At 70.8% G+C, this 12,264-nt stretch carries 10 protein-coding genes; 2 read left to right on the top strand and 8 right to left on the bottom strand.

The features are described 5' to 3' along the window. Nucleotides 1–8 precede the first annotated feature (8 nt). The 5 genes from H305_RS0132725 to H305_RS0132705 all read right to left on the bottom strand — a co-directional run bounded on the left by H305_RS0132725 (nucleotide 9) and on the right by H305_RS0132705 (nucleotide 5,196). Nucleotides 9–1,256 carry a serine hydrolase domain-containing protein gene (locus H305_RS0132725; protein ID WP_028804167.1) on the bottom strand — a complete coding sequence of 416 codons (1,248 nt, stop codon included), beginning with the start codon at nucleotides 1,254–1,256 and terminating at the stop codon, nucleotides 9–11. A 230-nt stretch (nucleotides 1,257–1,486) separates the two neighbouring features. Then, nucleotides 1,487–2,887, bottom strand: a complete 1,401-nt coding sequence (locus H305_RS0132720) for a CAP domain-containing protein (protein WP_028804166.1) — start codon at nucleotides 2,885–2,887, stop codon at nucleotides 1,487–1,489. Between the two features lie 71 nt (nucleotides 2,888–2,958). Next, nucleotides 2,959–3,273 carry a DUF1232 domain-containing protein gene (locus tag H305_RS0132715; RefSeq protein WP_028804165.1) on the bottom strand — a complete coding sequence of 105 codons (315 nt, stop codon included), beginning with the start codon at nucleotides 3,271–3,273 and terminating at the stop codon, nucleotides 2,959–2,961. A gap of 105 nt (nucleotides 3,274–3,378) precedes the next feature. Further along, complete coding sequence (locus H305_RS0132710) at nucleotides 3,379–3,759, bottom strand: hypothetical protein (protein WP_028804164.1); 381 nt, start codon at nucleotides 3,757–3,759, stop codon at nucleotides 3,379–3,381. 513 nt (nucleotides 3,760–4,272) lie between these two features. Then, entirely contained in the window at nucleotides 4,273–5,196 is a 924-nt protein-coding gene (locus H305_RS0132705) for a MurR/RpiR family transcriptional regulator (protein WP_028804163.1), read from the bottom strand. Between the two features lie 202 nt (nucleotides 5,197–5,398). Between H305_RS0132705 and H305_RS0132700 the strand changes: the two genes are divergently transcribed. Together H305_RS0132700 and H305_RS0132695 are read left to right on the top strand one after the other, a co-directional pair. Continuing rightward, the gene (locus tag H305_RS0132700) at nucleotides 5,399–5,797 is read left to right on the top strand and encodes a hypothetical protein (RefSeq protein WP_028804162.1); all 399 of its coding nucleotides are present in this window, start codon (nucleotides 5,399–5,401) and stop codon (nucleotides 5,795–5,797) included. Then, nucleotides 5,794–6,627 (top strand): DUF1206 domain-containing protein, encoded by an 834-nt coding sequence (locus tag H305_RS0132695; RefSeq protein WP_028804161.1) that lies wholly within the window; start codon nucleotides 5,794–5,796, stop codon nucleotides 6,625–6,627. Before H305_RS0132700 ends, H305_RS0132695 begins: the two co-directional genes overlap by 4 nt. A gap of 242 nt (nucleotides 6,628–6,869) precedes the next feature. Here H305_RS0132695 and H305_RS0132690 read toward each other — a convergent pair whose 3' ends face one another. The 3 genes from H305_RS0132690 to H305_RS0132680 all read right to left on the bottom strand — a co-directional run bounded on the left by H305_RS0132690 (nucleotide 6,870) and on the right by H305_RS0132680 (nucleotide 11,812). Continuing rightward, entirely contained in the window at nucleotides 6,870–8,162 is a 1,293-nt protein-coding gene (locus H305_RS0132690; RefSeq protein ID WP_028804160.1) for a ThuA domain-containing protein, read from the bottom strand. Nucleotides 8,163–8,184: 22 nt separating this feature from the next. Then, nucleotides 8,185–10,335 (bottom strand): RICIN domain-containing protein, encoded by a 2,151-nt coding sequence (locus H305_RS0132685; protein WP_028804159.1) that lies wholly within the window; start codon nucleotides 10,333–10,335, stop codon nucleotides 8,185–8,187. A gap of 100 nt (nucleotides 10,336–10,435) precedes the next feature. Then, entirely contained in the window at nucleotides 10,436–11,812 is a 1,377-nt protein-coding gene (locus H305_RS0132680; protein WP_051371209.1) for an RICIN domain-containing protein, read from the bottom strand. Between the last annotated feature and the right edge of the window lie 452 nt (nucleotides 11,813–12,264).

Here is a 12,264-nt window from a genome sequence, read left to right as displayed (position 1 = left end):
CCGCGCGGTCAGTAGCGGGTGACGGCCGGCGCGACGTCCTCGTGCCGCTCCACCGGAGCGGCACGGCGCAGCGTCGTCCCGGCCGCGGGCTTGCCGCAGAACGCCGATTCGAGCGTGCCGGCCATGGTGTTCAGCACGGCCGAGTTGTTGGAGGTGTTCGCCAGCGCGCTGACGCTGCGCTTGCCGTCCTTGGAGGTGAACGCGTACGTGTAGTAGCCCTGCACGGTGCCCGTGTGCCCGTACACGGAGACCCCGCACGACAGGTCGCGGCGGCGCAGCCCGAGTCCGTACCCCGTGGTGCTGTTGACCTCTGTCCACTTCCGCATCTGCGTCAGCGAGCCGGACGACATGAGCTTCCCGCGCAGCAGCGCGGACAGGAACGTGTCCAGGTCGTGCGTGGTGGAGATGATCGCTCCCGCGCTCTGCGCCCAGGACGCCGTCTGATCGGTGGAGTCGACCAGGGCCGCACCGGCCTCGTCGGGGGTGAGATAACCGTGGGCGTGGGAACCGGGGATCGTCGTGCCCGGGTGGACGTACAGGGTGTCCGTGAGGTCGAGCGGCGCGAAGATTCGCTTCTGGTACTCCGTGCCCACGGCGTGTCCGGTGAGCTTCTCGATCAGCATGCCCGCGACGACGAAGTTGGTGTTCGAGTACGAATAGGCCGCGCCGGGCGCGTTGGTGCGCGGCTTCTGGAGGGACAGCCTCACCAGGTCCCGGTAGCTGAACACCTTGTTGCGGACGGCCTCGAAGCCCGGGACGGTCCGGGCGAACATGTCGTCGGTGTAGTCGTACAGACCGCTGCGGTGGCTCAGCACATGGCGGACCGTGATGCGGTCGTCGGGGAGCAGGCCCGGCAGGTAGGTGTTGACCGGCTTGTCCAGCTTCAGCTTTCCCTCGTCGACCAGTTGGAGCAGCACGACCGCGGAGAAGGTCTTGGTGACGCTGCCGACGCGGAAGCGGTCGTTCGTGCTGATGGCCCGTCCGGTGGTCCGGTTCGCGATGCCCTCGGCGATCCGGTGCACCGTGCCGTTGTCGTCGATCCGTGCCATCGCACCCGGTGCTCCCTGGCTGATCGCCGTGCGCAGCACCTTGCGCAGCCCTGCGTCGTCGGGAGCGTGCGACGCGTGTGCCGCGGCGGCCCGTCCGGCCGCGTGGCCGTCCGTCGGCGTCGGTGTCGCGGCCTGCGCCGGGGCTGCCAGGAGCGACACCAGGACCGCGCCCAGCGCCGTACCCGTGCCCACCGTTGCTGAGACCATCTGCTTCTTCTCCCGAGTTCTCTCGCCGGTGCGGAAGCCCGGCCCGAACCGCGCGCCGCGGATGCGGACGTCGGCTCCATCTCTACGCGCTGTGAGGGCGAGTGGTTGCATTGCCCGGGGGTGAACCGGCGACGGTGAACCCGAATTGGTGAATCGCGGCCCGGTGACGGCCCGGCCGTCCCGCGGGCCGGCGCGGAACGGCTGTGTCCGCTACGTGCCGGGTCCTGCGGTCAGCCGCCGAACAGTTGAGTCCAGTACGTGCCCGCCGGGCCGCCGCCCGCGAAGCCGATGCCCATGTGGGTGAAGTCGGGCTTGAGGATGTTCGCGCGATGGCCGGGGCTGTTCATCCAGCCGCGGACGACCTCGGCGGGGGAGCGCTGTCCGCAGGCGATGTTCTCGCCGATGGTGCGGCGGGAGGACCCCGCGGCCGCGGCCCGGTCCCAGGGCTGTCCGCCCTCGGGAGTGGTGTGGGAGTAGAACGCGCGGGCCGCCATGTCGGCGCTGTGCGCCTGGGCCGCCGTGGTGAGCGGGGCGTCGCCGGACAGCGGGCGCAGTCCTGCCGCGGCCCGTTCCGCGTTGGTGAGCGTGATGACCTCATGCGCGGTGCGCTCCAGGCCGGCGGGGCTGAAGGGCAGTGCCCACAAGGCCGTCCAGTACGGTCCGCCGGGTCGTTCCGCGGCGACGCAGGCAAGGCCCGCCTGGCTGTAGGCGGGGTCGCACAGGGTGCGCCGGGACCGTTCGGAGGACAGGCAGTACTCCACGAACTCGGCCGGGGTGCGCGGGCCGGAGACCAGATGTTCACCGATGGTGAGGTAGGGATATCCGGCGGCTGTGACGCGCTGGTAGACAAAGAGGCCGTCCGGGCCGTCGGCACCGAGCCGTCCGAGCGCGGCCATGGCACCGGCATGGGCGTGGGCAGCCGCCGTCAGCCGACTGTCGAGGGACACGGGCGGGGAACCGGCCGCGGCGCGGGCCGCGTTCACCGGGCGGAGAAAGCCATGCGGGTCGGGCGCCGGCCCCGCGGACACCCCCTGGGCCCGGGCCGCTCCGGGCGCCGCACCGCGGACCGCGGTGCCCGGTGCCGTGGAGCGGGAGGTGTGGGGTGCAGCTTTGGAGGGTGTGCCGGCCGCGGGCGCGCCGGGTGCCGTGCCGTCGTCGGTGACATCGATCCCGAAGTCCCGTGCGATGCCCGCCAGCCCGTCGGCGTAGCCCTGGCCCAGGGCGCGCAGCTTCCAACCTGTGCCGCGTCGGTAGAGCTCCGCGAGCAGCAGCACGGTCTCCCGCTCGGGGCGGGGTGGAGTGAACCGGGCGAGCGGACGGCCGCCGGCGGCGGTGATGTGCAGGGTGGGCACGGGCAGCCGGCCCAGAGGTGTCGCGGGATCGGCGGGGCTGACCACCACGGTGACACGGCTCGCCCCGGGCCTCAGCGCGGCGGGATCCACGGTGAGCCGCTCGCCCGCGAGGCGGGCGCCGGGCGCGGCGGGCTGGTTGTAGAAGACGAAGTCGCCGTCACCGCACACCTGTCCGCTGTCGTCGGTGACGAGGGCGGACACGTCGAAGGGACCGGGCACCCTGAGGGTCAGGGTGCCGTCCGGCAGGGGCATGTTGCCCCCGGGAACCAGCTCGCTCATGTGCCGCCCCGTCGACGTCGTGGTCCGTGGCGGCGCCGGGCGCGGGCTTCGCGCCGCGGGCCGTCGGACCGTCAACGGCCCGCCGGTGTGCGGGGGTTCCCGTCCCGGTCGGCGGGCCGGTCCGCAGGGGCGGCGCGCAGGGAGCGCAGTGCGAGCAGCAGGACCCCGATGTCGTCCAGGTAGACGGGGTCGGGCAGCAGGTCGGTGGGGAGCACCAGATAGGCGACGGCGCCCCAGAAGACCCATCGCGACCCGGCCGGAAGGCCGGCTCGTAGCAGCCGCCGGCGGGTGCGGACGAGCCTGAGCAGCAGGGCGATCGCAACGCCGAGAGCGGCGGCGCCCAGGACCGCGACGACGAGCACCACTTTCCAGGTCGTGGAATCCATCGGTCCGTCCAGGGCTCTGGTAGGGCGGCCGGCCTCATGGCGCGACCTTTGCCCACTACGTGTTCCCGCCCGGGCCGTACGTACCGCCCTTGTTCACCGACGGGTTCAGCTCCGCGGCGGACTGTCCACGAGGGCCTGGGTCACCGCGCGGATGCTGCGCGCGATGTGCTGGAGCTGCATGACCTCGGCGGCGTACAGCTTGATGGTGTGCTCGATGACGCCCTCGTGCAGGCCGAGGGCGGGCAGTTCCGCGCGGGCGGTCTGCAGGGCCGTCCGGGCCACCCGGATCTCGTGCTGCACCTGGAGCTGCGCGTGACGGGCCAGCAGGACGGGGTGCTTGAGCAGGACCGGGTAGCTGGCGTAGCGGGCGGGCACCAGCTCGCGCAGCCACTTCACCGCCGAGCGTTCCCAGTCGAAGCTGCCGGGGGTCTTGACCTGGCACGGCCAGTCCGAGGTGATCGGGGAGTACGTCAGGGCCATGTTCATCGCTTCCGGGTCACGTCGGCGGTAAGGGGTCGCGGGTTCTGGGGCGGCCCCGGTCTAGGGGATGGCCGGGGCCGCCACCACGGGCGCTCGCGCAAGGCGGGGCCCGTTTGTACACCCGGGGCCCGATGCGGGTAGGAGCGGACGGCCCCGGGTGGTCCTGGTGCGTGAGCCGGGGTCCTCCCGGTCACGATCCGCGAGAAGTATTTATATATACCGCCGGATACGCAAGAACATGAAAACATTCATGCTCGCTTTGGGGTGAATCATCCCTTGATGCCGTGGCGACGCGCGTTGCGCGGGCGAGCGGTTTGCGTGTTTCGTCGGAGATACCGGCCCGTCGGTACGACCCGCCGTCCGCGAAACGGGGCGCGGCGGGTCGGCTTCGGCGCTGCCGGTCTCGGTCTCGGCCGGTCCCGGCGCAGACCGACCCCTCGCTGCCTGATCCGGCGCGGCCCGGCGCGGCCTGATCCGTCCGGTGTCTCCCGGCGACCGAGCCCGGCGGATCCCTTGGGCTCAGTCCCTCAGGAAGAACTGGTGCTGCTCGGCGACCTGCTCGTACTCCTCCAGGCGCGCCTGGGTCCGCTCCGGATCGGCGTCCGTCATGGCCTGGAGCAGCGCCGCCGACAGCACGACGGGCGCGGCGTACGAGTCGAAGACGAGCCGTGACCCGGTGCCGGTGGCGAAGGTGACGTCGGCCTCGTCGGCCAGCGGACCGAGCGCCAGGTCGGTGATCAGTGCGACCCGCAGTCCCGCGCTGTGCGCGACCCGGATGGCGGTGAGCGTCTCCTGCGCGTGCCGGGGCATCCCGAAGGCGAGCACCCAGGTGCCGCCCGCCTCACGCGACTGGAGGATCGCGTCGTAGGAGACGCTGCCGCCCCGGGTGACCAGCCGTACGTCGGGGTGGATACGGCGCGCGGCGTAGGCGAAGTACTCGGCCAGCGACACGGAGATGCGCAGGCCCAGCACCGTCAAGGGCGTCGACTCCGACAGCGCCCGGCCGAGGCGGATGATCTGGTCCGGGTCGGCGAAGTCGCGCCGCAGGTTCTCCAGGTTCTCGATCTCGGCGTCCACCGCCGCCTGGAGCTCGTTGCTGGTGACCTCCGCGGGCGTGCCCGGCGTGCTGCCGAGGGTGCTGAGCGCGATCGACTGGAGCTTCTCGCGGAGCGCCGGGTAACCGCTGAAGCCCACCGCCGCCGCGAACCGCGTCACCGAGGGCTGGCTGACCCCCACCCGCTCGGCCAGGTCGGTGATCGACAGGAACGCCGCCTCGGTGATGTTCTCGATCAGGTACTGGGCGATGCGCCGCTGGCCCGGCGAGAGCCGCGGCCCGTCGAACAGCTCCCTGAGCTGGGACGTGGGTGCCGCGCCCGCCTCCGGGGCGGTCTTTCCCGAGGTGATTGCTGACGCCTGTGCACGTGCCTGCTGCGGCGATGGCACCGGTGCGCCTCCTTCTTGTCCCACAAGAACTCAACATAGCTCACGAACCGTGCTGACCTGGGCGTGTATCGGCGCATGCGATGCGTGCGGTTTCTGTTTCACAGGCACTCGCGGGGTACCCGCCTGACCATCAGGACGTGCCGGTTCATCGCCGCGTGCGAGGTGCACGTCCGGCGCGTCGACGCGACGGGAGAGGGTTTTCATGAGCGTGCAACAGATGCCCGCGTCCATGGTCCACGTGATGCTCGGTGACTGCTCGGCAGCCGATGCCCGGAGCGTTCTCGCGGTCCTTTCCGACGCCTTCGAGGCCGACCGGGAGGCCGGGGACGAGCCCCGGGAGTCCGGTGCGGGCCGCCCGACGGTGTGGACGGCGGACTTCGACGCCTCCGGTGTTCCGTCAGGACACGGTATGCCTGCCGCGGAACTTTCGGGGCAACCGACGGTCGAGGCACAGGGCGGCCCCTGCGAGGTGCGGCACCTGCGCGAGGCCCTCGGTGACGCATTCACCGTGCATGAGTTGGGCGTGGAAGCCGGAGACCAGGAGGTACAGATGAAACTGCGGCTGGAATCGGGTGCTGCGCACGAGACGCGACCCGTGTGAACGCCGGGACGGTGGCCCGTGACGGCGGGCTCCGTGCCCGCCGCGCGGCGACGGGTTCGGTACGGGAGACGGCCGCGAGGGCGGGGCTGGTGGCGCGCGGGGTGATCTACGCCCTGGTCGGTGTCCTGGCCCTGCGGGTCGCGTTCGGCGACGGCGGACGGCAGGCGGACCGGGGCGGCGCGCTCGAGGAGATCGCCTCGAAGCCCTTCGGGGCCGCGCTGCTGTGGGCGCTGGGCATCGGCGTCGTCGGCATGGCGCTGTGGCGGCTGTCCGAGGCCGTCTTCGGCGCGGCCGGGCAGGACGGCGGCAAGGCGGGCAAGCGGCTCATCGCGGCCGCACGCTGCGTGTTCTACGCGTTCGTCGCCTACTCCGTGCTCCGGTTCGCCGCGGGCTCGGGCGGCGGCGGTTCGAGCGACGAGCAGTCCCGCGACGTGACGGCCCAGGTGCTCAAGATGCCGGGCGGCCAGTGGTTCGTGGCCGTCGCGGGCGCGGGGCTGGCCGTGGCGGGTGTGTGGATCGCCGCTCGGGCCGTCCTGCGCAAGTACCACAAGCATCTGAAGCTCGGCGAGATGTCGCGCCGGGTGCGCCGGGCGGTCGACGCGGCGGGAGTCGGCGGCGGGACGGCGCGCGGCGTGGTGTTCGCCGCGGCCGGGGCCTTCGCGGTGCGGGCCGCCGTCGACTACGACCCGGACAAGGCCAAGGGGCTGGACGACACGCTGCGGTCGTTCGCCGACGCCCCGATGGGGCCGGTGCTCCTGGCCTGCGTCGCTGCCGGCCTCGTCCTGTTCGGGGTGTTCTCCTGGGCGCTGGCCCGCTGGCGCAAGGTGTGACGGAACGACCGGCGGGCCGTCCACGTCGTTCCGCTTCCTGAATACGGTGCGGACGTATGAGCACCCGCCAGTTTGCGACAGTTTGATGAAGCGCCATGGACAGTGCGGGAAGTGGATCGGCACGTCGGCGCGTTCCTGCTCGCGGGAACCGGACGCGCCCGTCTCTCCCGTTGCTGACTCCGCCCGCACGGACAGGTGCCCCCGCGGCGCGCGGGCCGCGGGGGCACCTTCGGACAGCCCGGTCAGGGCTGCGCGGTGAGCGTGAAACTCTGTGCCGGCGAACCGTCGCAGGCGCGCTGGGTGAGCTGCACGCCGTCCGCTCCGGAGCCGGCCGCGCTCAGGCACTTGCCGCTGTGCCGGGCCGTGAAGTGGTAGCGTCCGCCGCTCTCCCGTACGGGCTGCCACTGCTGGTTCTGGCCGTTCGACCAACTCCACAGCTGGAGCGGTGCGTTGTCGGCGGTCGAGCGGTCGGTCACGTCGACGACCTGCTGCGGATTGCCCCGGATGGCGATCCGGGAGAAGCCGCCGTCCGTCGAGCGGAACTGGAACTGCTGCGCCTGGGTGCCGTTGCAGGTGTACTGCTGGATCGGTGTCCCGTTCGCCGTGGCGGCCGAACGGGCGTCCACACACGTGCCGTCGGCGGCACTGGTCAGTGTGTACCAGGACGTCTCCGAGATCGGGTCCGCCGGTGGCACCGTGCCGTCGGCCCCGCCCAGCCACTTCAGGCCGTCCAGCAGGAACCGGTTCTGTGTCGTGCTCGCGAAGGTGGACGACAGCGTGGTGTTCGTCGCGTAGTCCATGGCGTTGTGGCCGAAGTTCGCGTACAGCATGCGGTACTTCGTGTTGGTCCACAGGATCGGGTAGTAGCCGCTGTACCAGGTCTGGTTCGGGTCGGTGCCCAGCGGGAAGCTGCTGGGGTCGACGGAGGCGAGGATCTTGATGTCGGGGTTCTGCCGCAGGTCGTTCGACCAGCTGTACCACTCGCTGACCGACGAGGTGAACGTCGCGGGCAGGTTCCTGGTGGCGGCGTGCGTGCGGTCCTCGACCTTCAGGACGGCCGTGGTCGGGCCCCAGGTGTTGGACCTGAAGTTGCCGCTGCCGAGGAACTGGTTGTGGTACCAGGGCCAGCTCTGGGCGTCGGTGGTGAAGGCGGAGACGTGGAAGCCCATCCAGGCGCCGCCCCCGCGCATGTACCACTCGAAGCCGGCCCGCTGGGCAGCGGTCTGCGGCAGGTCGTCGAGGAACAGCACCACTTGGTACGCGTTCACGCCTCCGTCGGCGAGGAGGTTCCAGTTGTTGCTGGCCGTGTAGGTGAAGCCGTTCTGCGCGGCCTGCTGCGGGAACCACTCGTTGGCCTCGTGGACGAAGCTGATGTGCGCCGCGTCCCAGGTCCCGTTGTAGAGGGCGAGCACCTTGAACGGCGAAGCCGCGGTGCCCGCGTGGGCGGCGGGAGGCGCGGCGAGGCCGAGCATCGTCGCCATCAGGAGGAGGACCCGCAGGGCCGCGCGTGCCGGCCCGGATCTGCTGATGCGCATCGGACTGTCCTTTCCGTACGCGTCAGGGGTAGCTGACGAGGTTGGCGACATTGGTGGTGGAGTTCGACGGTCCGCCGCGGTCGTTGACGACGTGCCGGATGGTCCCGGTGCCGCCCAGGGACACGGTCACCATGGACTTGAAGCGGACGTTCGCGTTGTCGGGCGCCTCGATGGCGTGTTCGGCGGCGACGGAGGAGTTGACGTTGAAGTAGCAGTAGCTGCCGAAGCCGTACACCTGGTGGCTCGTCACCGAGTTCGCCACCTTGTAGGCGGCGTAGCCCTGCGTCGAACCGTTCATCCAGGCCGCCTGGTCGGGCGGGTCGTAGGGCATCTCGTTCTGGTAGAAGTACGTCCGCCCGCCGTTGCCGTTCCAGATGGTCTGGTGCTTCTGGTAGTGCTCGACGAACAGGCCGTACATGGTGACGTCGTCACCGTTGACGACGAGCCCCGTGTCCGCGGTGTTGCTGGTCCAGCCGACGCCGCTGCCGTGGTCGGCGCGCCACAGCCACAGGTGGTCGCCGATGACGTCGTCGCTGTTGACGGTCAGGCTCGTGGTGGCCCTGCCGACGCCCGCGCCGCCGATCCGGAAGAACACGTCGTGCAGCGAGCTGGGATCGGCACTGTGGTCGGCGGAGGAGCCGCTCGGTCCCATCTCCAGCAGCTGCGCCGAGTTGGTGGTCCCCGCGTCGATCAGCAGTCCCGCCAGCTGCACGCCGTCGACGTCGGCGACGGTCATCGCGGTGATGCCGTTGTCCGGGATGAGCGTGGCCAGGCCGAGGCCCAGCACGACGGTGTCGGCGCGGGTCACCCGCAGGGTCTGGTCGAGGTGGTAGACACCCGGCGTCACCAGCAGGTTCTTGCCCTGGGCGAGCGCGTCGTTCATCTGCGCGGCCGTCGCGCCCGGCTTCACGACGAAGAAGTCGGACAGGGGCAGGGACGTACCCGCCGGTGTGCCGCCGCTCCACGTGGTGCCGGAGGAGCCGGTGCGCACGGACGGCACGAACACCTTCCAGGCGCCGGCCGTGTCGACGTACAGGAACGGCTTCTCACGGGAGACCGGTGTCTGCGACACCGTGGTGTAGGGCGGGTTCGGGAAGCTGTTGGCGGGAGCGTTCCTCGCCCCGACGAAGACCATGTTCCAGTTGGAGCCGGTCCAGTTCGACCACTCGGTGTTCCGCGACAGCCACTGCTGCTGGGAACCTGAGTCGACCTGGCCGTCGATCTTCGTGTCGGCCATGTAACCGCCGCTGGACCAACCGCCGTCGTCCAGCGCGAGGTTGCCGCGCAGATGCATACGCCGGTAGGGCGCGGCCTGCGACACCGCCCAGCGGTCGGAGCCGTTCGTCGGGGTCACCGACAGGTTCTCCGCCGAACGCCAGAAGTTCTGGGTCGCGTTTCCCTGGAACCAGTCCGCCTCCGCGTGCACCGCCCCACGGACGGTGACGTCGTCCGGGGAGAGGCCGAGGCCCGCGACCTGGGTGTAGAAACCGACGTCGGCGTTGGCGTCGTAGGTGCCCGGTTTGAAGAGGAAGGCCTTGCGCGCGGTGCCGAACTGGTTGGTCTCCTGCTGGGCGAAGGCCGCGTTCAGGCTGCTCTGGACGGTGGCGGCCGGAGTCGAGGGGTCGAAGACCGTGACGTTCGGGCCGAGGTCGGGGGTCCCGGGCGGAGGCGTCGCGTCGACCGGGTCGACGCGGAAGGACTGGGCCGCCGTGCCGTTGCAGGTGTACTGCTGGAGCTGCACGCTGTCCGCGGCGGAGGCGCCCGGGACGTCGAGGCACTTCCCGCTGTTGCGGTTGACGAAGCGGTAGGTCCCGCCGGCCTCGGCCACGGCCTGCCACTGCTGGTTGAGGCCGCCGCTGTACGTCCACAGCTGGACGAGGGCGCCGTCGGCCGTCGAGACGTCGGTGACGTCCCAGGTCCTGGTGCTGTCGGCGCGGTTGCCGATCTGGCTGTAGCCGCCCGAGGTGGCGCTGACGCGCCACTGCTGGGCCTGGCTGCCGTTGCACGCGTACTGCTGGACCGCGGTGCCGTTCGCCGTCCCGGCGGCACGCGCGTCGACGCACTTGCCGCTCGCGGCGCTTACCACGGTGGCCCATCCGGTGGGCAGCGCCGCGGCCTGGGCGGTCGCCTCGCCCGGCGCGGCGACCGCCACACCGGACACCGTCGTCGCCAGGAGGGCGAGGACGGGCAGCACCTTCGCCGTACGGTGGCGGCCGGAGTGTCTGCTGGATCTGGACACGGGTGTTCTCCTGCGGTGGTGGGGGGTGGGAAGGTCAGCCGGTGTACTGGGCGAACACGCGCGTGTAGTCCCAGTCCTGCTGGCTCACTCCGGAGCAGCTGTCGGCGACGCCGCCCGTGCAGGGCCGGTCACGGTTGACGGACCAGAAGGTCAGCCGGGCCAGGTGGTGCTGCTGCGCGTAGCCGAGGATGGTGCGGAAGTCGGCCACGGTGACGGTCTCGTTCTGGTCGGTGACACCGTTCATGGAGGAGATGCCCATGCCGCGGTACGCCTGGTCGTCGCTGTAGCCGTACGCGTTCTTGAGCGCCGTCTTCAGGCCCTCCGCGGCTCGCGTGGTGAGCGTCCCCATGTTCTGGCCCGCGCCGCCGAAGTCGAACGGCATGATGGTCCAGCTGTCCACGGACAGACCGGAGTTGGCCGCGCGGTTGATCAGGCTCGTGTCGGGCCCGCTCTGGCCGGTGCCTATGGTGACGTACACCTTCAGGCCCGGATTGCTCGCCTTGACGGTCTTGAGGGCGTCCACCGTGCGCTGCTGGACCGTCGGGTTGCTGTAGGCGTCGGCCTCGATGTCGATGTCGATCGCCTTGAGGCCGTAGGCGTTGATGACCTTCTGGTAGGCGCCCGCGAGCTCCCCGGCGCTGGAGCACGAGCTCTCCAGCTTGTTGCCGCTGTAACCGCCGAAGGACGGGATGACGTCGCCACCGTTCGCCCGCACGGTGTTCACGGTCTGCTGGTCGACGCCGCCGGCGAGCGGACGGCTCCCGTCCCACTGCGGGTTGCAGTAGCCGTTGCTGAGCACGAAGGCCAGGGTGAACCACTTGACGCCGGTGGCGTTCATGACGGTGGTGGGGCTCGGCGGGTTGCCCCAGCCGTTGTACAGGTACGGGGCGACGGCCATCGGCGCGGCGGGGGCGGGGCCGCCGGCGCCCGGGGCGGTCCACTTCTGGTTGGCGGCACCGGTACAGGTCCACAACTGCACCGGTGTGCCGTTGGCCGAGGTGTTGCCGGTGACGTCGGCGCACTTGTCGGCCTGCGGATTGACGAGGTCGTGGGCCGCGGAGACGGTCCACTTCTGGTTCGCGCCGCCCGTGCAGTCCCACAGCTGGAGCCTGGCGCCGTCGGCGGTCGAATTGCCGGTGACGTCAAGGCACTTGCCGAGCGCACGGACGGTGCCGTCGGAGCCCACGGTCCACTGCTGGGCGGCGGTGCCGTTGCAGTCGTAGAGCTGGACGGCGGTGCCGTTGGCGGAGTTCGCGCCGGCCACGTCGAGGCACTTGCCGGCCAGGCCGGTGATGGTGCCGGTCGCGGCGGAGGCGGGTGCCGCGCTCAGGGCGCCGGCGGAGAGTGCGAGGGCTGCGGTGGTGAGGGTGGTGCGCAGCGCGGTGGAGCGCAGGAGGGATCGACTGGCCATCAGCGGGATCACAGCCCTTCACGGGTGGCGGTGGGGGGTGTACGGGCATGCGTACGCGGATGCGCACGCATGCCCGTGGGCGCGCGGCGAGGCGCGAGCGTTCATGCACTTGAACGTGGGGCGTATGTATGGAGCGCTGGTGATCGGTGAACCTAAAGGTCTGAACCAGACACGTCAAGACATGAAGCAGAAACGCTCTCCAATTCCTGAACTTGCGCAAGGAGTTGAAGAGCGGTTTCGTCGCGGCGCACATCCGGCTCGGGTGAACGGACTGCTCAGCGGGTCACACTCGTGAGTCAGGGCGAAGAGTGGGAGGTGCGGGCGAGTGAAGGGGGGCGCCATTCACTTCTTGAACATCGGGCAGAGCCCGTCCGCCGGTGAGCCGTTGACACGATTCAGTCGCCTGCCCGGGCGCTGCACGAGGGCCGGGGGTGAGGCAGGGCGGCAGGCTT

Origin of the sequence: Streptomyces sp. 142MFCol3.1 (assembly GCF_000424945.1) — a bacterium.
Lineage (GTDB): Bacteria > Actinomycetota > Actinomycetes > Streptomycetales > Streptomycetaceae > Streptomyces > Streptomyces siamensis.
The sequence above is the reverse complement of the archived record's forward strand: the minus strand, read 5'-3'. Positions and strand labels throughout refer to the sequence as shown.

Excerpts from the sequence above, each read along its gene's own strand:
- H305_RS0132725 (WP_028804167.1), bottom strand. The coding sequence starts at position 1,256 with ATGGTCTCAGCAACGGTGGGCACGGGTACGGCGCTGGGCGCGGTCCTG.
- H305_RS0132720 (WP_028804166.1), bottom strand. The coding sequence starts at position 2,887 with ATGAGCGAGCTGGTTCCCGGGGGCAACATGCCCCTGCCGGACGGCACC.
- H305_RS0132715 (WP_028804165.1), bottom strand. The coding sequence starts at position 3,273 with ATGGATTCCACGACCTGGAAAGTGGTGCTCGTCGTCGCGGTCCTGGGC.
- H305_RS0132710 (WP_028804164.1), bottom strand. The coding sequence starts at position 3,759 with ATGAACATGGCCCTGACGTACTCCCCGATCACCTCGGACTGGCCGTGC.
- H305_RS0132700 (WP_028804162.1), top strand. The coding sequence starts at position 5,399 with ATGAGCGTGCAACAGATGCCCGCGTCCATGGTCCACGTGATGCTCGGT.
- H305_RS0132690 (WP_028804160.1), bottom strand. The coding sequence starts at position 8,162 with ATGCGCATCAGCAGATCCGGGCCGGCACGCGCGGCCCTGCGGGTCCTC.
- H305_RS0132680 (WP_051371209.1), bottom strand. The coding sequence starts at position 11,812 with ATGGCCAGTCGATCCCTCCTGCGCTCCACCGCGCTGCGCACCACCCTC.